Source organism: Nocardia brasiliensis (genome assembly GCF_011801125.1).
Classification (GTDB): domain Bacteria; phylum Actinomycetota; class Actinomycetes; order Mycobacteriales; family Mycobacteriaceae; genus Nocardia; species Nocardia brasiliensis_C.
The window spans coordinates 7,519,573-7,538,975 of sequence record NZ_CP046171.1 but is presented as its reverse complement, the minus strand read 5'-3'; the positions used below and the strand labels follow the sequence as shown (position 1 = coordinate 7,538,975).

Below are 19,403 nucleotides of genomic sequence, written 5' to 3'. Positions count from 1 at the left end.
GTAGTGATGCACTCTGTTTCGGTGTCACCGGCACCCGCTGCGGCGGGGTTGCGGCGGGTGCTGGTGGTCCTGTGCGTCACCGAGATCACCAGCTGGGGAATCCTGTTCTACGCCTTCCCGGTCCTGCTCGGACACATCCACACCGCCACCGGCTGGACCGACACCAGCCTCACCGCCGCCTTCTCGGCCGGGCAACTCGTCGCCGCGCTGGTCGGGATCCCGGTAGGGCGCTGGCTGGACCGCCACGGACCACGCGCCGTGATGAGCGCCGGTTCGCTGCTGGCCGTGCTCGCGCTGATCGTGGTGGCGACCGCCCCCACGCTGGTGTGGTTTTTCATTGGCTGGCTGCTGGCCGGGGTCGCGATGGGCGCGGTGCTCTACCCACCTGCCTTCGCCGCCCTGACCCGCTGGCACGGCCCCAACCGTGTGCGCGCACTCACCGTGCTCACCCTCGCCGCCGGATTCGCCTCCACCGTCTTCGCACCCCTGACCGCCGCTCTGTCGACGCATCTGGACTGGCACACAACCTATCTCGTGCTCGCCACCGTCCTAGCGGTGGTGACAGTGCCCGCACATTGGTTCGGGCTGAAGCTGGCCTGGCCACCACCGGAGGTCGAACCCGACCATGCCCACCATGCCCCGGCGGGCAGCACGGCGCGCAGTCCGGCGTTCGTGGCGTTGGCGATCGCGTTGAGCGTCACCGGCTTCGCCTCCTTCGCCGCGATCGTCACCCTGGTCCCGCTGCTGACCGAACGTGGACTCGATGTCGGCCTGGCCGCCGTCGCGCTCGGCCTCGGCGGCGCCGGGCAAGTCGCCAGCCGCCTGGGCTACTCCGCCTTCGCCGCCCGCACCAGCCTGCGCACCCGCACCCTGACCATTCTGCTCGCCATCGCCGCCACCACCATGCTGCTGGGGATCTTCACCACCGCAGCAGCTTTGGTCACCGTCGCGATCATCGCCGGGATGGCACGCGGAGTATTCACACTCCTGCAAGCCACCGCCATCACCGACCGCTGGGGCACCACCCACTACGGCCACCTCACCGCACTGCTGTCCGCGCCGCTGACCATCAGCCTCGCGATGGCACCCTTCGCCGCCACCGCCCTCGCCGCCGCGGTCGGCGGCTACGCGAACGCCTTCCGCATCCTCGGCGCACTCGCTGCCGCCGCAGCGCTGGTCTCACTGGCCAGCATCCCCACGCCCCCTTCGAAGGAACACCGCTCATGATCGACGCCCTCGTCATCGGCGCAGGCCAATCCGGGCTCGCCGCCACCCGCGCCCTCCTCGACCACGGGCTCGCCCCGGTTGTGCTCGAAGCTGGTCCCGAACCCGTCGGCTCCTGGCCGCACTACTACGACAGCCTCACCCTGTTCTCACCCGCCCAACACAGCGCCCTGCCCGGCCTGGAGTTCCCCGCCGAACCCGACCACTACCCACGCCGCGACGAAGTCACCGCCTACCTCCGCCACTACGCCGCAACCCTCGACGTCGACATCCGCACCAACACGGCCGTTACCAGGGTCGAAACCCACCCCGACACCGGCTTCCTCGTCCACACCAGCACCGGCGAAACGCTGCATACCGCCGGAATCGTCGCTGCCACAGGCTCGTTCGGCAACCCGCACATGCCCGAACTCCCCGGCCAACACACTTACACCGGCACCCTGCTCCATGCCGCCGACTACCGAAACCCCAAACCCTATGCCGGGCAACGCATCATCGTCGTCGGCGCGGGAAACTCCGCGGTTCAGATCGCGCACGAGCTCGCCGAGGTCGCCACCGTCACCCTCGCCACCCACCACCCGATCAACTTCCTGGCCCAGCACCGCGACGGCCGCGACATCCATCACTGGCTCGTCACCACCGGCTTCGACCTTCTGCCACCCGAATGGCTCATCCGCTACGTCGGCGGCACCCTCGTGCTCGACATCGGCACTTACCAACACGCCCTCACCGCCGGCCACCTCGACCGCCGTCCTGTGTTCACCAGCCTCGACACCGAGACCATCACCTGGCCCAACGGCACCCGAGAACCCGTTGACACGATCATCTTCGCCACCGGCTACCGCCCCGACCTCGCCTACCTCGAACCACTCGGCGCACTCCACGACGGCTACCCACTGCACTCCACGGGCATCTCGACTACCCACCCCGGCCTGGTCTACCTCGGCCTGGAATTCCAACGCAGCTTCTCCTCCAACACCCTGCGCGGAGTCCACCACGACGCACAACACATCATCACCGCCCTCGCCGCCCACGTCCACGGAGCTCCGACCGCTGTTGGCCTTTAGGAGAAGTCCTTCGGCTGGACGCCACCAGTCCCTAATCGGTCAGTTCGCGGGCCTTCCATTCGAGGAAGACCCGCGCAATGGGCGTGAACTCGACCGAGTCCTTCTCATTCGGCGTGCTGAGCACGCCGAAGCCGTCCATCACAAGTAGCCGATAGGCGTCGGGCAAGCGGTCGTTACGGCGCTGCACGAACGGAACCTGGTTCTCGGCAGACAGCTTGTTCCACCAGTTGCGAAGATGATCTCGGCGGCGAGCCAGTTCGACCGCCACTGACGGTGCGAGATGCCATTCACTTTCATCCCGCGGGTTCGCCACCCAGTACGCCGAGGTGACGACCGGCCCGCTGCCACGGGCGATCTTGACGACCAGCGACGGCGGCAGCGGCGCGTCAGGCTCGGCCAGCAACGTCACCCGATCTTCGAGATCCAGATTGTTGAACCACGCCATCGTCCGCGGTTCGGAATCTTCATCATGCATGGCATGCATTACACCAGTGGACACCGACACAGCGCCGGTACAGGAATCGGATCCCGGCACTATCAGGCGGCCTGACGAGGTGATTAAGGGGCCTTGGACCCATCAGGCGACATCGGTCCGCCAATACCGAATGGCGGGGCGATGACGACGCGATCCACTACCAACGGATCCAAGGCGCGGATAACCGCCGCCGAGGGCGGTACCCGCGCGCGATCGCGTATCGGCGCAAGTGGTATCGCATGCACGCCTGTCCGAGCTGTACGCGCAGGTCGTCGGGGCGGCCACCCGCGGCTTCGACTGCGTCCCGCATTCGATAGCTCATGACCAGTTCGACGTCAGGCAGAGGAGTGGGGTTCCAGCGGCAGCTTGATGTCCGTGTGTGTCCGCATGAACGGATCCAACGCTGCGTCCGGTCAAGAAAGGCGAAAGTCATGCGCATTACCAAGACCGCTTGTGCCGCCGCGCCGACGGTCAACACGGTCATCGCTACGGCTCCTCGCGCCCCGGTGCGGGCCATGGCGGTGCCCGATGTGGCCTCGGCACTCGCCATGTCCGGCTCGGAGGGCTGGTCTCACCCCTCCGAGCGCTCCGGATTTACTCCGGAATTTCATCAGAATGCGCCCGAATCTACTGTGAGACGACAGCATCCTTGGGCGCATAGCTGAGAGCTATTTTGGCTGATTGGTCCTCGGCGTCCGCGATGGACTCGTCGACGTCGCTCTCGAAGTCGTCCAGATACTTCCGCGCGTCCGGACCTGCCACGGCGGACTCAACGTAGTGGCGTTCAGTAGCCGCAGTGGCCGAGCTGTGCAGCGGCCGTCTCGATGTCCTGGTGCCCGATCTTCGTGCCCACCGTCTGACGGTAGGTGTGGGTTCATCGGGAGTTCGACCAAGCCGACGCGGTCGCGGGCCTGGTACTCGGTGAGCGACCCCCGGCGACACGCCTCTGTACGCGACCTCGCCCACGAGTAGGCGACTCAGGCCCGCTGTCTGCCACTTCTTCGCGGGATGGGAGCAGGCCTACACGGACAGCAGCATTCCTCGCAGCACTGTGTCGGGGGTGACAGCCAACTCTCCGGTCGGGCGGAAGCCGTCGTGTTCAGCGAGGGTGGCGCTGAAGTCGTTCGTGGCGATGGTGAAGATGTCGACGGCGCTTGCTTCGATACGGGCTCGCACCAGCCGTGCTGTCACGCCTTTCGCGCGGGCGTGCGGGAGTGTACCGCCGCACGCCAGGTACAGGTGCGGGTGCTTCGGGCGGAGGCCGTCGATTCGTCGGGACGCAGCCAAGACGCGTGGTGTCGCGCGTCCTAGCGCGCGGAACATACTGAGCGGCTTGGCTATTGGTGTGGCGGTGCCGGGCAGATCCCACAGGACGACGCTCACCATTCCGGTGTCGTCCGACGCGACGTCGACGATCCCCTTGCGCCGCCGCGATTCCACCCGGGAGTGCCAGAAGAGCGGTAGTGCGCGTCGTCGACGATCGGGATCCGGCCAGAAGAAGCTCATCAGTGGGTCGTCCGCGAACGCCTCCGCGAGAACTCGGGCTTCCGGTGTCACGGGGTCGAGGGTACTGGGGTGTCCCGCGGGATCGGCTCAGGCGATCGCCTTTTGGAGGGGGTTGAGCCAGGTCCAGCGGGGGTCGGGGCCGACGGCAACTTCGGCGGTCATGTCGGTGCAGGTGTAGCCGACGGCGGTGCCGGAGGCGGGGTGGGCGAAGCCGATTCGGCCGCCGGTGCCGACGTGGCCGAAGGAGGTGGCGCCGAGCATGGGGCTGCTGGTGCGGGGGAGTTCGTAGCCGTTGGCGAAGCGGTGGGTGACGGGGAGTGCGTCGAGCGGGGACGGGTGAATGAGGTGGTCGGTGCCGGGGCGGCAGGCGCGTTCGACGGTGGCGGGGGCGAGCAGTCGGATGCCGTCCACGGTGCCGATGGTGGCGGCATACATGCGGGCCAGCGCGCGGGCGTTGCCGATGGCGTTGCCCGCGGGGACCTCGGCCGCGCGCCCGGCTCGGGTGTTGAGCAGTTCGACGCCCGCTTCCCTGGTCGCCACGGTTTCGAGCAGGTTGCGCACCAGGCGGTCGTCGCGGTCGATGCCTATCCGCGCGAGCACCGCGGCAACCTCGGGGGCGGAGGGCGAAGGGGTTCGGGTGAATTGGGGAACCACCCGGGGCTCTTGGGCTTCCGGCAGACCTATCCACAGGCTCAGTCCGAGCGGTTCGGCGATTTCGGTGGCGAGCAGGTCGCCGACGCTTTTGCCGGTGACCCGTCGCACCAGTTCACCGACGAGGAAACCCCAGGTAATCGCGTGGTAGTAGAACGCGGTGCCAGGCTGCCACAGCGGCGCCATGGTTTCGAGCGCGGCCACGCACCGGGACCGGTCGGTGAACTCCGCTGCGCGGATACCGGATTCGGGGTCGAAGCCGCACAGTCCGGCGCGGTGGGTGAGCAGGTCGGCGACGGTGACCTCGGCTTTGCCGTTGGCGGCGAATTCCGGCCAGTAGTCCCGCACGGGTGCGTCGAGGTCGAGCTGCCCGCGTTCGATCAGCAGGTGCACGCAGGTGGCGGCCACGCCTTTCGATGCCGACATCAGCACCACCAGTGAGTCTGCGTCCCAAGATTTTCCGGAGATCGGGTCGTGCCCCGTCCACAGGTCTACGACGACCCGGCCGTGCCGCTGGACGCACAACTGCGCGGCACCCGCATCCGCCGCGTGCGCCTTCTCGAATGCGCTTCGAACGTCCTCGTAGCCACGCTCGACGAACCCCTCGACCGACACCACAATTCCTCCTCGCGCTCCGACGTCCCGCCCGGTCCGGTGAAAACCCTTCCGCGCCAAACAGTATTGAACCGTGTGGCCGGAGTGCGCCCGTTCAACGGGGGTTCATCAGGTCGACGTCTGGAGGGACTGTTCGCGGGCGCGGTCGCTGGACACGATCGTGGTGCGGGTTCTCCGGCCATCGCGTTCGCCTGCCCGACCGTCGGCGGCTCGCGGCCGGAGTGACGAAAGCCGCGCTACGCGAACGGTATTCGCGCGCTACTGTCAGATCTCTACCGAGGAGTATTGACGTGACATCATCGCGGATCGATTCGATGCGGGGCAGTGCGCGGGCGGCGGGTAGGCCCGACAGGTGTGCGGCCCTGGCCGCAGGGCGCGAGCGGCTGCGGCGGCCACCGCGGTTGCGCACCATCCGGCTGGGCCGGATGGAACTGACCTACGTGCCGGACGGCGCGGTCTTCTTGAAGCCGACCGGGTGGCTGCCGGATGCCACCGCCCGGGACTGGGTCACCCACGCCGACCACCTCGACGAGAACGGGCATCTGGTCGCGGGGATCGGTGCGCTGCTGGTGCGCTACCGCAGGCGCGCGCTGCTCATCGACGCGGGCATCGGCCCGGTCGTCACGCCGGACGAGCCGGGCAATCCGATGACGGGCGCGACGCACGGTGGTGCGTTGCTGCGCAACCTGGCTCGGCTCGGGGTGACCGGTCGCATCGAAGCGGTCGCGTTCACTCACCTGCACACCGACCACTTCGGTTGGACGCTGTATCCCGGCCCGGGAGGTGTCGCGCCGTTCGGCGCCGCCGACTATCTGGTGAACGAGTCCGAATGGGCGTGGTGGCATGCCTTGCCGCCGGAATTGGTTGCGTCGCTGCCTGCTTGGGCCCGCGACAGCATCACCACGCCGGGCATGCTCGCGGCCATCACCGATCGGGTGCGCCCGTTCGTCAACGGGGCGGAGATCTTCCCCGGTGTGCGCGCTCAGGAGATCCCCGGGCACACCGCGGGACATACCGCGTTCGCGCTCAAATCTATGGGGCGCCGCCTGGTGATGATCGGTGACGCCTTGCACAGTCCGGTGCAGGTCACCCATCCGGAGTGGGCGTGTGCCTCCGATTTCGATCCCGCCGAAGCCATTCGCAGGCGCCGGATGCTGGTGGACCGGCTAGCCACCACCGGTGATCTGGCTTTCGGCATCCACTTCGCCGATGTCCCGTTCGGTTGGGTGCACCGGGACGGGGACGGACGCACCACCTGGATTCCCTACGGCTGAGCGATGTTTCGCGCCATCGGCCACCCGTGCCTCGAGATAGCGGTAGCCGCTGTAGGTCGTGATCACCAGTAGCGCTCCGGTGGCCCAGCCACCGAGCACGTCGGTGGTCCAGTGCACGCCGAGGTAGATCCGGGAAAGGCCCACCGCCGCAACGAAAACGGCGGCGGCGACGCCTGCGGCCCAGCGGGTGCCGCGGCGGCGCACGCGCGGGACCAGCAGCACGGCGACGACGCCGACGACCGCCATCGAGCCGAGGCTGTGCCCGGACGGGTACGCGAACGTCGTCTTGGTGACGATGTGCAGCTCGACCGGCGGCCGCGGCCGGGCGATCAGATGCTTGCCGCCGTCGATCAGCAACCAGGACAGCAGTCCGGTGCCGATGACCAGCCCGGCCGCGCGCCAATACCCGAACCAGGCGAACGCGACGACGGCCACCGTGGCCAGCGTGGTCATCGCGACGGTGCCGCCGAGATTGCTGATCGTTGTCGCGATGGGGGTCAGCACGCCGTTGCGGTGCGTGACCGCCCAGTTCGCGATATCCGGGTCGATCGAGGTGAGTCCGTCGCGATCGAGCACGTTGGCGGTGAGTCCGACGAGGAACAGGGCGAGCAACCCGGCAACCACCGCGAGCGGGGGCACCCGGCGTCGAGTCGGCGCGAGCGTGGGATTCGGGGTCACCCTTCCCAGGGTCTCATTGCCACGCTGTGTATTCGCTGAGGATCGATAAAGCGGACATATCGTACCCGCTCAGAACAGGCTGTAACCGCCGTCGATCAGCAGCGTGTCCCCGGTGTGGTACGCGCTGGCCGGGCTCGCCAGATACACCGCGACCGCCTCGAAATCGGTGGCCGTACCCCAGCGTTTGGCCGGGATGCGGGGCTGCACCCGCTCCCGGAAGCGATCCCAGGCGAAGATCCCGTCCGTCATGGGCGTCTCGACCCAGCCCGGGAGCACCGAATTGGTCCGGATGCCGTACTTGCCCAGCTCGACCGCGATCGAGTTCATGATGGCGATCAGACCCGCCTTGCTCGCCGCGTAGGACTGGCCGCGCGGCACACCCTGCTTGGCGGCGAGGCTGGCGGTGCCGACCAGGCTGCCGCCGTCGCCCTGCGCGACCATCACCTTGGCCGCCTCGCGCAGCGTGACGAAGGCGGCGTCGAGATTGATCGAGGTGACCCGTCGGAACTCGGCCAGGTCGGTCTCCAGAAACGGCGCCCCGCCCTGCGCCACACCGGCATTGGCGAAGCACGAGTCGATCCGGCCCAGCTCGTCGACGACCTTGCCGATGGTGTCGATCACCTGCTGCTCGTCGCCGACATCGCAGGACAGGGTGAGCACCCGGCCGCCGTGCGCGTTCAATGTCCGCGCGGCTTCGGCGTTGCGCTCGGCGTTGCGGCCGACGATGCACACGTCGGCGCCGGCGCGCGCGAGTCCGCGGGCGAAGCCGAGACCGATCCCGGAATTGCCTCCGGTCACCACGGCCACGTGGCCGGTCAGGTCGAACAGCGCGGTCTCTGACATCCGGACCATCCCTTCGCTCACGGGCTCGCTGCCCGGCGCCGCCACGAACGACTGGAGGATATCGCCGCGGCCGCATCGATGTGCGCCTGAAGACACGCGGCGAGCAGGCGCTACGCTGCTTGCCGTGCTGCTTTCCGATCGTGACATCCGTGCGGAGATCGCCGCTGGGCGTCTCGGCGTCGAGCCCTTGCTGGAGACGCTGATCCAGCCGTCGAGTATCGACGTGCGCCTGGACGGGATGTTCCGGGTGTTCAACAACACCCGCTATACCCATATCGACCCGGCGCAGCAGCAGGACGAGCTGACCAGCCTGGTCGAACCGGCCGAGGGCGAACCCTTCGTGCTGCATCCCGGCGAGTTCGTGCTCGGCTCGACACTCGAGGTGTGCACGCTGCCCGACGACCTCGCCGGACGGTTGGAGGGCAAGTCGAGTCTCGGCAGGCTCGGCCTGCTGACCCATTCGACCGCGGGCTTCATCGACCCCGGTTTCAGCGGACACATCACCCTGGAACTTTCCAACGTGGCCAACCTGCCGATCACCCTGTGGCCCGGCATGAAGATCGGCCAGCTCTGCCTGCTCCGCCTGACCAGCCCCGCCGAAAACCCCTACGGCAGCGCCACCGCGGGCTCCAAGTACCAGGGCCAGCGCGGCCCCACCCCCTCCCGCTCCTACCTCAACTTCCCCCTCCCGACCGCGGCGGATTCGCGGTAGCTCCGCTCACGCCGGTTGCGTCGCGTCTCGTTGCGGGGTGTGGCGGTGGAAGTGGTGTCGGGTTGCCGGTGGGATCCAGAGTAGGGCGAGTACGGCGAGGGACAGGGTCCAACCGGTGAGTAGTGCCAGGTGGACGCCGGTGGTGGGGAACAGGATCCACACCACGAATCGGCCGATGAACTGGCAGCCGAGCAAGACGGTGATGGTGATTCGGGCCCAGTTACGGCCCCGCAGGATCAGTAGTAGCAGTGCGGCGTAGACCGGGGCGCTGATCAGATGGAACACGGTGCCGACATGCCAGCTGAACGGGCCGAGCGCCACGACGAGCAGATGATTCACGGCGTGTATGCCGATGCCGAGAGCGGCCAGACGCACGGTGAGCGGTGCGGACATCCCCAGAGTCCCTTCGTAATCGAGGTCCGAGCAACGCTACGTTCGGTCGACCTCGCGGTATTGGACGAATAGGACATCGGCACCGGCGCTGTGCGTAGGTGCCTTGCCAGCGGCTATCCCGATAGCAGTGGTTCATGGCGAGTTACGGACAACGAGTGAGGCGGGCTCCCGACACGCATGCGACTCCAGCACGCCACACGCCGCGCAAGATTTCACCGGCCGCGGTCGACCTGATTAGTGTCCCCGGAAAACGAAGAACCCCCACGACCTAGCTGCCGCGGGGGAAACTCCATGTGTTTACGAGGGACCTTGTCCTCGTATCTGACAATCACTGTAGCGGAGGGTTGGAGGAGTGCCAAAGCACGCGACCATCGTCGCCGTCGATAGATACCTCCATCCGGTCCGGCTGGCCACGTACTCGGCGCGCTGTGGAAATGATCCCTTCCAGGCGCTCGAGCTATACAAGTGGAATCTGCACCTGTCTGCGGCTTTTCAACAGGTTCTCGCCATCACAGAGGTCGCGTTGCGTAACGCGATCAACGATGCGCTTCGGACCTGGAACGCAGTCCAACCGCACCACGCTCGCCCGGCGCGACGCACAGCGAGGACTGGCTGCTCGATCCCGCACGCCCGCTGAACTCGCTGACCAGGGACTCGCGCAGGACGGCAGGCAAGCACGCCTTCGGGGCGGACGGCGGTCGCGAAGCCGGTCATCCTCGCAAGGGGGCACCGGTCACCCACGACGACATCCTCGCGCAAATTACCTTCGGTGTGTGGCCGAAATTGCTGCCGACGCAGAACGCCAGTGACGCGAACTTTCGTGCGCGTTCCATTCTGTGGAGCCAAGCCCTGCGCTACGGCTTTCCGCACAATACGAACGATCCTGACGGCTTCATTCTGGCGGACCGTGCAGGGCGGCTCCACGGACTCCGCAACCGCGTTTCGCATATGGAGCCACTGTTTACGTCAACATCGTCGCCCGTCACAACGATGCCCTTCGGCTGCTCGGGGCGATCAGCCCCGAAGTGCGTGATTGGTGCTCAGGGCTCAGCCGAGTCATCGAAGTTCGTCGGCAGTGCCCGATCACATTGTGACTTAGCCTCGTTCCGGCATCCGGGAGCGTTGACGTGCTGGATCGGGCTTCGGCTGAGTAGGCGGCCGGGGGAGGTGCCTGCGAAGCGGTGGAAGTCGCGGGTCAGGTGGGATTGGTCGTAGTAGCCGAATTCGGCGGCGAGGGCGCTCGGGTCGTGCCAGGGGTGGGTGGTCATGGCGGTCAGGGCGGCGGAGAAGCGCAGCAGGCTGGCGTAGTCCTTGGGCGGCAGTCCGACCTCGGCGGCGAAGCGGCGTCGGAAATGTCGCTGGCTCCAGCCGCTTTCGGCCGCCAGCGCGGTGACCGGGCGGATGCCGTCGGACCGTCGTAGTTCCCGCACGGCGTGCCCGATCGCCCGATCGGCGGTGCGCTCGTTGTCGCAGGCGCGTTGGCGCAGGTAGTCGCCCAGCAGGGTGAATCGTGCCGGCCAGGTGGGGGTTTCGGCGAGCCGCTCGGTGAGTTGGCGCACCGGTCGCCCGAACAGTTCGGTGAGCGGGACCGCCTGATTGCGCAGTTCGTCCAACGGCACGCCGAGCAGCCCGCGCGCGGTCAGCGGATCGAGCTGTAACTGGACGCTGCGCATCCGCCCGGCGTGCCCGGCCGTGCCCGCCCGGTCGTGCAGGCCGATGACCAGCGCGGTCGGGTCGATGCTGCGGCCATCGAAGATCCCATCCAGCGCGAACACGAGTTTCACGGTGCCGCCGGGAATCTTTCTGCGGCGCACCGGGTTCGGCTCGAACACATCGAAGCCGAAGCCGCGCAGCACAGCGAGGCCCGCGAACGCGGTGGGTGGCGCGGTCACGATCTGGTGTGCGCGCACCTGGTAGGTCCCGCGCAGGTCACCGAGCCGATCACCGCCCATGCTTCGAGTCTGACGATCCGCACCGGTGTGAGTACCGGATCGAGTCCGCCTCGCCGACTGCCATGAAAGGGGCGGACTCGACCCGGTTTGCGCCGGGCGGCAACGGGAACCGATCGCGGCGCGTGATCAGTCCCCGCCGCCCGCACCCACCGCAAGCGCCGTCGTGATGATGACGGATAACGGTGGGAGCGTGTCGCCGCGTCTCGGCGGGGATACCCAGAAGCACCCTTCCCGGGTCCACCGTCCGAGGCCGGTCGGCAACATCACGGCACTACCTATGGCGGGGATGCCGATATCGAGACGATTGAGCACGTCCAATACCTGCACCCCCGGCCTGCTGTCCGGTTCGGCGAGGAAGCTCCACCGGATCTGCCTGGCCAGCATGGGCCCCCTGGTCCCCTGCTGTTCCAGTGCGGCCCGGACCTTTTCGGCACGAGCGGTCGGCAAGTGGACGACGCAGACGCGGTTGGTGATCGGCAGCATGACGAAGCCGCCGCGTTCGGTCACCGGTAGACCGAACTCGTGCCGATAGAACGCCACCCAATCGTCGACAGTCCTGAGTTTCTCCACATTCACGGCGAACTCCTTGCCTCCCGCCTCCAGGTTCCAGGTAGCACCCCCGTTTCGGTATCGCCCGCACGCCCACTTTCTGCTGCCTTTCCGCTGCCTCTGGTACCAGCTCTGTTTCGTATGTAGCCGTGCCAACGAACCCCTCGTACCCTGGGAAAGAGTTCGTTCGGAAGGGATGACATCGTGGTCCGGCAATGGTCAGGTAAAGAGGCCCGTGCCCTTCGCGATGCCAAAAGGATGAGCATCAGGCAGTTCGCGGCTCATCTCGGGGTGCATGAACGCCTGGTCTCGAAGTGGGAGGCCGGCGGCGTCCGGGTGCACCCACGTCCGATCAACCAAGCCGCGCTCGATACGTCCCTGGCCAGGTCCGACGACGTTGTGCGGGCAAGATTTGCGGCAATGATCGATCAGCCGTTGGCGGATCGACCGACCGCGCCCGGATTCGATGCGCCCGCCGAGGCCTCGGCGCGCGCCCACTATTCGAGCGACGCGGACCTGTTGGCTCTCATAGACGCCGGTGCGATGAGAGGGGATGCGTTAGCAGCGATTTCGGAGAGGGATCTCATCATGGCGGCTGCCCATGAGGCCAGCGAGCACGCCGGCCGGGCCGAGAGCACGAACGTGGGTGCGACCACGTTGGACCAGCTCGACGCCGATGTCACACGCATCGCGAACGATTATGTGCACGTGCCCCCGGTGCCGATGATGGTGGAGATGCTGCGGGTGCGACGCCGGGTGTACCGGCTGTTGGAGGGTCATCAGCGACCCGCCGACACCAGCCATCTGTACCTGTTGGCGGGCACCCTTTCGGGTCTGCTCGCCAACGCGAGCACCGATTTGGGTTATTACGACGCGGCGGGCGAACAGATCAGAGCCGCGTGGGCCTATTCGGAATTGTGCGGCCACAACGGATTACGGGCCTGGACCCGGGGCATGCACGCGCTCATCGAATATTGGTCCGAGCGGCCGCGGCGCGGTGTGCTGCTGGCGCAGAGCGGCCAGGAGTTCGCCGAATCCGCGACGGCGAAGGTGCGATTGCTCAATATCGAAGCCAGAATTTGGTCGCGCCTTGGTAATTCGGCCGACGCGGATCGCTGCATCCGGGCCGCCGACGACGCGCGAGAGGTCACCGAGACCGATACGCTGCACGACGAGGTCGGCGGTGTGTTCGGGTTCAACGACGCGAAGGCCCAGTACTACGCGGGTGCCACCTACATCCATCTGGGCCAGGCGACGCCCGCGCTGGCGGCCACCCAGCGCGCCATCGAGTTGTATTCGAACGGGCCGTCCGAGCAGCGCTCCTACGGCGCCGAATCGCTGGCCAGGGTCGACTGCGCGGCCGCGCACCTGATCAACGGCAGCCTCGACGGGGCGGCCGAGGCGCTGCACCCGGTGCTCGGCCTGTCCGAGGACAAGCGGATCGCCCAGCTGGAGGAGCGGCTGACCGGGGTGCGCAGGCGGATCGCGGGTCCGGACTTCCGCGACGCGGTCGGCGCCCGGATCCTGGACGAGCGCATCGAGGAGTTCTGCGGTACCACGGCGGCGAAGGGGATACCTCCCGGCAACCCGGCGCCGTGATCTCGAACACGCTCCGTTCCGGTGGGTATCGGGCCAGGTCGCGGCTGTGGCCGACGGCTCGTCCCGGCGTCGGCGATGCCTGCTGGGCCGACTCCGGTTAAGTGTTTGCGAGCCATGGCACCATGGGACGGTGAGCCCCAGTCAGCTACCGCACCGCCCACCGCGCGTACTCGAGCAGTCGACGAAACTGCAGAACGTCGTCTACGAGATTCGTGGACCGGTACACGCGCAGGCGGCACGGCTGGAGGCGGAGGGCCATCGCATCCTCAAGCTCAACATCGGCAACCCGGCGCCGTTCGGTTTCGAGGCGCCCGACGTGATCATGCGCGACATCATCGCGGCGCTGCCGTACGCCCAGGGCTACTCCGAATCCAAGGGCATCACCTCGGCCCGTCGTGCCGTGGTGACCCGCTACGAGCTGGTGCCCGGCTTCCCCGAGCTGGACGTGGACGACGTCTACCTCGGCAACGGCGTCTCCGAGCTGATCACCATCACCATGCAGGCGCTGCTGGACAACGGTGACGAGGTGCTCATCCCGGCGCCGGACTATCCGCTGTGGACCGCGATGACCAGCCTGGCCGGTGGCACCCCGGTGCACTACCTGTGCGACGAGTCCAGCGGCTGGCAGCCCGACATCGCCGATATCGAATCGAAGATCACCGCCAAGACCAAGGCGCTGCTGGTGATCAATCCGAATAACCCGACGGGTGCGGTGTATTCCGCGGAAGTGCTGCAACAGCTCGCCGATATAGCGCGCAAACATCAATTGCTGCTGCTCGCCGACGAGATCTACGACAAGATCCTCTACGACGACGCCAAGCACATCTCGCTGGCCTCGGTCGCGCCGGATCTGCTGTGCTTGACGTTCAACGGGCTGTCCAAGGCCTACCGGGTGGCGGGGTACCGCTCCGGCTGGCTGGCGATCACCGGCCCCAAGGACCACGCGGCCGGTTTCCTGGAGGGCATCGACCTGCTCGCCTCGTCCCGGCTGTGCCCGAATGTGCCTGCGCAGCATGCGATTCAGGTGGCGCTCGGCGGCCATCAGAGCATCGAGGATCTGATCCTGCCCGGCGGGCGGCTGCTGGAGCAGCGCGACGTCGCGTGGGAGCGGCTGAACATGATTCCCGGGGTGTCCTGCGTGAAGCCGAAGGGCGCGCTGTACGCGTTCCCCCGCCTGGACCCGAATGTGTATGAGATCCATGATGATTCGAAGCTCATCCTGGATCTGCTGCTGCAGGAGAAGATCCTGATGGTGCAGGGGACCGGCTTCAACTGGCCCGATCACGACCATCTGCGCATCGTGACGCTGCCGTGGGCCAGGGACCTCGCGGTCGCCATCGAGCGCTTCGGCAACTTCCTGTCCAGCTATCGCCAGTAGCTTGCCCGCCACACTTCGGCAACGGTAGCGCCCTGGTTTCGGCCGCTAAACATACCGAATGTATGGATACAAGCGAGGTTTGGAGACTTCCCTAGCGCAAACGAAGTACTTTTGTGTACAGTGGGAATCGGCACTTTCGAGTGCCCGACCGGGTTGCCTACCCCCCTGGGTTAACTCGGTCTCGGGTTCCGGCCGCCTACCCCCCTGGGCCGCCGGCCCTGTGGGCGGCGGAGACATCCCCCTGCTCTCCGCCGCCCCCTCCCGAACTCTCACTCCGCATCGCCTCGGCAAACCCCGCTTGCTCTCGCCTGGACGCGGGGCAACGCCTGAGCACTGTTTCCGGTCACAACTTGAAAATGAAATCCTTTAAGCTCTGCGCGTGACCGATCACCACCACCATCATCACGATCACTCCGGTCCGATCGCGATCGGCGACACCGCCGCACGCGTGGTCGTCGGATTGCTCACTGTCATCGGCGTCGTGGTGCTGGCAGGCGCCGTTCTGCTCTGGCCGAGCAAACAGCACATCGACATCCCGCTGCCGATGCAGAACGCGGGCGGCGGCGCGGTGCAGACCGAGGCGGGCACGGTGGTGCTGCAGGACATCGGCCCGTGCGGCAGTTCCTCGATCGGCAAGGTGTTCGTCGAGAAGCCCGACGCCCCGCGCAACACCTCCTACACCTGTCAGCGCAGCCTGATCGACATCGAGTCGGGCCCGCACAAGGGCAACCGCACGCTCCTCGAAATCGCCCCCGGCCCCGGCCAACCCGACCTGCACGCGGGGGACGAGCTGCGGCTGGTCCGCCAGACCGACCCGAGCGGCACGCCGATGTACTCGTTCGAGGACTACGCGCGCGGACTGCCGCTGACCCTGATCGTCGTCGCCTTCGTCGTGGTGATCGTGGCGGTGGCGCGCTGGCGGGGCCTGCGCGCGCTGCTCGGTCTGGTGTTCGCGTTCGCGGTGCTGGTGCTGTTCATGCTGCCCGCACTGCTGGACGGCAAGCCGGCCATCCCCGTCGCGCTGGTCGCGGGCGCGCTCATCCTCTACGCGGTGCTCTACCTGGCGCACGGGGTGAACCTGCGTACCAGCTCGGCCCTGCTCGGGACACTGACCTCGATGATCGTCGCCGCGGTGCTGTCCTGGGTGGCCATCAAGATGACCAATCTCACCGGTCTTTCCGAGGAGCAGAACACCAACGTCGCCACCTATATCGAGCATGTCAGTATCACCGGGTTGCTGCTGGCCGGGTTCATCATCGGCTCGCTCGGCGTGCTGAACGACGTCACCATCACCCAGGCCTCGGCCGCCTTCGAATTGGCCGCGATCGACAAGGGGGCGTCGCGGCGGGAGGTGTTCACGGCGGCGATGCGCGTCGGGCGCGACCACATCGCCAGCACGGTGTACACGCTGGTGCTCGCCTACGCCGGTGGCGCGTTGCCGCTGTTGCTGCTGTTCAGCGTCGCGGGCCGGTCCATCCGCGATGTGCTGACCGGTGACGCGGTGGCCATCGAGATCGCCCGCTCGTCCGTCGGCGGCATCGCGCTGGCCCTTTCCGTCCCGCTGACCACCGCGATCGCGGTCATGCTCGCGCGTCCGTTCGGCAGCCACGAGCCTGCCGAGCCGCCGCGTCGGGCCCGGCACGCGCGTAACTGAGCGACCGGGCTCTCTGTCGGTCCCGGCCGGACCTATGCGATAGAACCTAGCGCGGCGGTGGCGGCGGGAAGGGGAAGACCTCGGGCGGGATCGTGGGCACCACGATCGGCGGAATTCCCGGCAGGACAATGGTGTTGGGGCCCGGCGCCGGCGGCGGCGGCGCCTCGGTGGTGGCGCGCCGCGGTGGCGGGGCGGCCACGGATTCGGCGGGTGTCTCCGACGGTGTCGCGGGGGCGACGGCGATCTGCGGATCGAGCGTTGTGGTGCGCGGCGAGGTGGTCGTCGGCACGGTCGGCGAACCCTCGCTGTGCGAATCACGTTGCAGCACTTGGGGGCCGTAGCCGAGGCCGAGTCCGATCGCGGCGACCACCGCGAGCGCGCTTACGGTCAGCACCGCGCCGCTGATCTCGCGCTTGCCGCGCTTCTTCGGCGGTGCGGACAGCCAGGCGGGGGAGAGTTCGTCATCGAGGACCGCGCCGCCCGCCGCGGCCGCCTCGGCGTGCACCGGCCTGGCCAGCAGGGCGGCGCCGCGGGCCACCGCGGTCTCCGGGCTCTCCGGCACGATCACCGGCACACCCATCCAGCGCTCGAGTACCTTGGCCACCAGCGGGATCCGGGCGCAGCCACCGATCGCGAGCACCCCGTGCACGGGGCGGTCGGAGCGGGTGATCACATCGCGCGCCATCCGCGCCGACGATTCGATCGCCAGCATGATCAGCGACTCGAAGTTCTCCTGTGCCAGCAACACCAGGCCCTGCTCGCTCGGCAGCGCGACCGCGGTGTTGATGGATAGTTGTTCCTTGGCTTCGCGGCACAGCCCGTCCAGTGCGGCCAGGCCCGCGGCGTCCGGCGGATGCGCGATCCGGCCGGAGGCGATCTGCTGCTCGCGGATCAGCGAGTCGAGGTAGTCGCCGCTGATATCGCTGGTGCGCTCGCTGTAGCGGATCTCACGGGTCTGGGTGTCGACCACGCTCACCGAAAGGCCCGAGCTGCCGAGGTCGTAGACGACCAGCGAGGAGATGCCGCGGATATCGCCGGTGGACTGCGCGAATTCCAGCGCGGCGACCACCTCGGGGACGAGTTCGTAATTGGTCAGCTGCTGGCGGGCCATGGCCGCGCGCACCGCGCGGGCGTGCTGTTCGCTGCGGTAGGCGATCGCGGTGGCGGTGATGCCGGGCGTGGTCTCCAGCGTGACGCCGATGGCCTCGGCGGCCAGCTCCTCGACCGTCTGACCCGCGACCGGAACGGTCTGCAGATCGAACGAATGCGGCTCGACGTGCCCGTGGGGGTTCGCGGTGTGTGGTCGCGCCATACGGACAGCGCCGGCCCCCACCGAAACTCCCAGTACCGAACTCATCAGCTGCCCATCTCGTTCACACTTCACGACATGCGAGCCAGCGCGAAGGCCCGCTCCCCGGACCATACCGTCGGCGAGCGTCTGTGCATACGGCAGGACCATGCGTCCCGCCGCGGACCACGCCTTCGCGACGCAACTCTACGGGGTACCCAGTCCGGCGTACACCCATCCGGCTTCTCGCCAAATGGCTCGATTGAGACAGTTCCTTCCGTCGATGATCGACCGGGATCGCACCACTCGATCCAGATCGGCCGGACGCAAAGAGGTGAACTCGTCCCATTCGGTGAGCACCAAGACTACATCGGCACGTTCGCACGCCTCCGCGACCGAGGTGGCGTAGTTGAGGGTCGGGAACACCCGGCGCGAATTCTCCAGTGCCTTCGGGTCATACACGGTCACCACCGCGCCGTGCAGCTGGATCATGCCGGCCACATTCAGCGCCGGTGAGTCGCGCACGTCGTCGGATTCGGGCTTGAACGCGGCGCCGAGCACGGCCACGTTCGCGCCGAGCAGCGAACCGCCGCAGGCGCGTGCGGCCATGTCCACCACCTTGGTGCGGCGGCGCATGTTGATGTTGTCGACCTCACGCAGGAAGGCCACCGCGTGGTCGGCGCCGAGCTCGCCGGAGCGGGCCATGAACGCGCGAATGTCCTTCGGCAGGCAGCCGCCGCCGAAACCCAGTCCGGCATTGAGGAACCGGCGCCCGATGCGCGCGTCGTAGCCCAGCGCGTCGGCCAGCATGGTCACGTCGGCGCCGGTGGCCTCGCACACCTCGGAGACCGCGTTGATGAACGAGATCTTGGTCGCGAGAAAGGCGTTGGCCGAGACCTTGACCAGCTCCGCGGTGGCCAGGTCGGTGCGCAGGAACGGTACCTCGGCCGCGATCAGATCCGCGTACACCTCGCGTACCTGCTGCTCCACCCAGGCCGCGGCATCGCGCTCCCGATCAACGCCGAGCACAAGGCGATCCGGGCGCAGCGTGTCCTGTACCGCGAAGCCTTCGCGCAGGAACTCGGGGTTCCACGCCACCTCGACCTCGGTCGATGCGAGCCCGCGCGCCCGTGCGCCGAGCGCGGTCGCGGTGCCGACCGGCACCGTCGACTTGCCGATGATCACCGAGGGGCGCTCCAGCATCGGGGCGAGCGTATCCACCACGGCGTGCACGTATTTCAGGTCCGCGGCGTACTCGCCCTTCTTCTGTGGCGTGCCGACCCCGAGGAAATGCACGTCCGCGTGCGCGGCGGCCTCGGCGTAGGACGTGGTGAAACGCAACCGTCCCGCGTCGAGGTTGCGCCGCAGCACCTGCTCGAGGCCGGGCTCGTAGAACGGCACCACGCCATCGGAGAGTTTGGCGACCTTGCCCGGGTCGACGTCGACGCCGATGACGTCGTGCCCGAGTTCGGCCATGCACGCCGCATGGGTGGCCCCGAGGTACCCGGTTCCGAAGACTGTGCATCGCATGATCGATTGATAGGG

General features: G+C 67.6%; 17 protein-coding genes. 7 read left to right on the top strand and 10 right to left on the bottom strand.

From position 1 onward, the window contains the following. Positions 1 to 6 precede the first annotated feature (6 nt). Positions 7 to 1,227, top strand: a complete 1,221-nt coding sequence (locus tag F5X71_RS34460; protein WP_167465735.1) for an MFS transporter — start codon at positions 7 to 9, stop codon at positions 1,225 to 1,227. Beyond that, a complete protein-coding gene (locus F5X71_RS34455; protein WP_167465734.1) occupies positions 1,224 to 2,291 on the top strand; it encodes a flavin-containing monooxygenase in 1,068 nt (355 codons plus the stop codon). The genes F5X71_RS34460 and F5X71_RS34455 overlap by 4 nt, the downstream gene beginning before the upstream one ends. A 31-nt stretch (positions 2,292 to 2,322) precedes the next feature. Here the strand turns inward: F5X71_RS34455 and F5X71_RS34450 are convergent, their stop codons facing one another. From F5X71_RS34450 to F5X71_RS34440, 3 genes are all read right to left on the bottom strand, one after another. Next, entirely contained in the window at positions 2,323 to 2,775 is a 453-nt protein-coding gene (locus F5X71_RS34450) for a hypothetical protein (protein WP_167465733.1), read from the bottom strand. 1,011 nt (positions 2,776 to 3,786) lie between these two features. Continuing rightward, positions 3,787 to 4,272: a hypothetical protein gene (locus F5X71_RS34445; RefSeq protein WP_167465732.1), complete on the bottom strand. Its 486-nt coding sequence runs from the start codon at positions 4,270 to 4,272 to the stop codon at positions 3,787 to 3,789. An 87-nt stretch (positions 4,273 to 4,359) separates the two neighbouring features. Then, positions 4,360 to 5,541: a serine hydrolase domain-containing protein gene (locus tag F5X71_RS34440; RefSeq protein ID WP_203218241.1), complete on the bottom strand. Its 1,182-nt coding sequence runs from the start codon at positions 5,539 to 5,541 to the stop codon at positions 4,360 to 4,362. Between the two features lie 287 nt (positions 5,542 to 5,828). Here F5X71_RS34440 and F5X71_RS34435 point away from each other — a divergent pair, with 287 nt between their 5' ends. Further along, entirely contained in the window at positions 5,829 to 6,812 is a 984-nt protein-coding gene (locus tag F5X71_RS34435) for an MBL fold metallo-hydrolase (protein ID WP_238815618.1), read from the top strand. Here the strand turns inward: F5X71_RS34435 and F5X71_RS34430 are convergent. Both F5X71_RS34430 and F5X71_RS34425 read right to left on the bottom strand, forming a co-directional pair. Beyond that, positions 6,705 to 7,490: a phosphatase PAP2 family protein gene (locus tag F5X71_RS34430; protein WP_167465731.1), complete on the bottom strand. Its 786-nt coding sequence runs from the start codon at positions 7,488 to 7,490 to the stop codon at positions 6,705 to 6,707. The two genes, F5X71_RS34435 and F5X71_RS34430, sit on opposite strands and share 108 nt — an antisense overlap. Positions 7,491 to 7,559: 69 nt before the next feature. Next, positions 7,560 to 8,342, bottom strand: coding sequence for an SDR family NAD(P)-dependent oxidoreductase (locus F5X71_RS34425; protein WP_428981515.1), 783 nt, complete (start codon positions 8,340 to 8,342; stop codon positions 7,560 to 7,562). Positions 8,343 to 8,457: 115 nt separating this feature from the next. On the opposite strand from F5X71_RS34425, the gene dcd reads away from it, so the two are divergent. Next, entirely contained in the window at positions 8,458 to 9,045 is a 588-nt protein-coding gene (gene dcd, locus F5X71_RS34420) for a dCTP deaminase (protein ID WP_167465729.1), read from the top strand. 6 nt (positions 9,046 to 9,051) lie between these two features. Here dcd and F5X71_RS34415 read toward each other — a convergent pair whose 3' ends face one another. From F5X71_RS34415 to F5X71_RS34405, 3 genes are all read right to left on the bottom strand, one after another. After that, positions 9,052 to 9,438, bottom strand: a complete 387-nt coding sequence (locus F5X71_RS34415; RefSeq protein ID WP_167465728.1) for a hypothetical protein — start codon at positions 9,436 to 9,438, stop codon at positions 9,052 to 9,054. 1,040 nt (positions 9,439 to 10,478) lie between these two features. Beyond that, entirely contained in the window at positions 10,479 to 11,390 is a 912-nt protein-coding gene (locus F5X71_RS34410) for a helix-turn-helix domain-containing protein (RefSeq protein ID WP_167465727.1), read from the bottom strand. 126 nt (positions 11,391 to 11,516) lie between these two features. Further along, positions 11,517 to 11,966, bottom strand: a complete 450-nt coding sequence (locus F5X71_RS34405; RefSeq protein ID WP_014988876.1) for a hypothetical protein — start codon at positions 11,964 to 11,966, stop codon at positions 11,517 to 11,519. Positions 11,967 to 12,527: 561 nt separating this feature from the next. On the opposite strand from F5X71_RS34405, the gene F5X71_RS34400 reads away from it, so the two are divergent. From F5X71_RS34400 to F5X71_RS34390, 3 genes are all read left to right on the top strand, one after another. Next, the gene (locus F5X71_RS34400; RefSeq protein WP_238815617.1) at positions 12,528 to 13,538 is read left to right on the top strand and encodes an XRE family transcriptional regulator; all 1,011 of its coding nucleotides are present in this window, start codon (positions 12,528 to 12,530) and stop codon (positions 13,536 to 13,538) included. A gap of 130 nt (positions 13,539 to 13,668) precedes the next feature. Further along, positions 13,669 to 14,916 (top strand): pyridoxal phosphate-dependent aminotransferase, encoded by a 1,248-nt coding sequence (locus tag F5X71_RS34395; protein WP_167465725.1) that lies wholly within the window; start codon positions 13,669 to 13,671, stop codon positions 14,914 to 14,916. A 379-nt stretch (positions 14,917 to 15,295) separates the two neighbouring features. Then, on the top strand, positions 15,296 to 16,570 hold the full coding sequence (locus tag F5X71_RS34390) for a YibE/F family protein (RefSeq protein ID WP_167465724.1): 1,275 nt from the start codon (positions 15,296 to 15,298) through the stop codon (positions 16,568 to 16,570). Between the two features lie 46 nt (positions 16,571 to 16,616). Here F5X71_RS34390 and F5X71_RS34385 read toward each other — a convergent pair whose 3' ends face one another. Together F5X71_RS34385 and F5X71_RS34380 are read right to left on the bottom strand one after the other, a co-directional pair. Beyond that, the gene (locus F5X71_RS34385; protein ID WP_167465723.1) at positions 16,617 to 17,882 is read right to left on the bottom strand and encodes an Hsp70 family protein; all 1,266 of its coding nucleotides are present in this window, start codon (positions 17,880 to 17,882) and stop codon (positions 16,617 to 16,619) included. 183 nt (positions 17,883 to 18,065) lie between these two features. Beyond that, a complete protein-coding gene (locus F5X71_RS34380; protein ID WP_167465722.1) occupies positions 18,066 to 19,388 on the bottom strand; it encodes a UDP-glucose dehydrogenase family protein in 1,323 nt (440 codons plus the stop codon). Between the last annotated feature and the right edge of the window lie 15 nt (positions 19,389 to 19,403).

What these genes read in the sequence shown, in the direction of transcription:
- F5X71_RS34410 (WP_167465727.1), bottom strand. Translation starts at nt 11,390, where the DNA reads ATGGGCGGTGATCGGCTCGGTGACCTGCGCGGGACCTACCAGGTGCGC.
- F5X71_RS34445 (WP_167465732.1), bottom strand. Translation starts at nt 4,272, where the DNA reads ATGAGCTTCTTCTGGCCGGATCCCGATCGTCGACGACGCGCACTACCG.
- F5X71_RS34425 (WP_428981515.1), bottom strand. Translation starts at nt 8,342, where the DNA reads ATGGTCCGGATGTCAGAGACCGCGCTGTTCGACCTGACCGGCCACGTG.
- F5X71_RS34460 (WP_167465735.1), top strand. Translation starts at nt 7, where the DNA reads ATGCACTCTGTTTCGGTGTCACCGGCACCCGCTGCGGCGGGGTTGCGG.
- F5X71_RS34385 (WP_167465723.1), bottom strand. Translation starts at nt 17,882, where the DNA reads ATGGCGCGACCACACACCGCGAACCCCCACGGGCACGTCGAGCCGCAT.
- F5X71_RS34380 (WP_167465722.1), bottom strand. Translation starts at nt 19,388, where the DNA reads ATGCGATGCACAGTCTTCGGAACCGGGTACCTCGGGGCCACCCATGCG.
- F5X71_RS34455 (WP_167465734.1), top strand. Translation starts at nt 1,224, where the DNA reads ATGATCGACGCCCTCGTCATCGGCGCAGGCCAATCCGGGCTCGCCGCC.
- F5X71_RS34450 (WP_167465733.1), bottom strand. Translation starts at nt 2,775, where the DNA reads ATGCATGCCATGCATGATGAAGATTCCGAACCGCGGACGATGGCGTGG.
- F5X71_RS34400 (WP_238815617.1), top strand. Translation starts at nt 12,528, where the DNA reads ATGGCGGCTGCCCATGAGGCCAGCGAGCACGCCGGCCGGGCCGAGAGC.
- F5X71_RS34415 (WP_167465728.1), bottom strand. Translation starts at nt 9,438, where the DNA reads ATGTCCGCACCGCTCACCGTGCGTCTGGCCGCTCTCGGCATCGGCATA.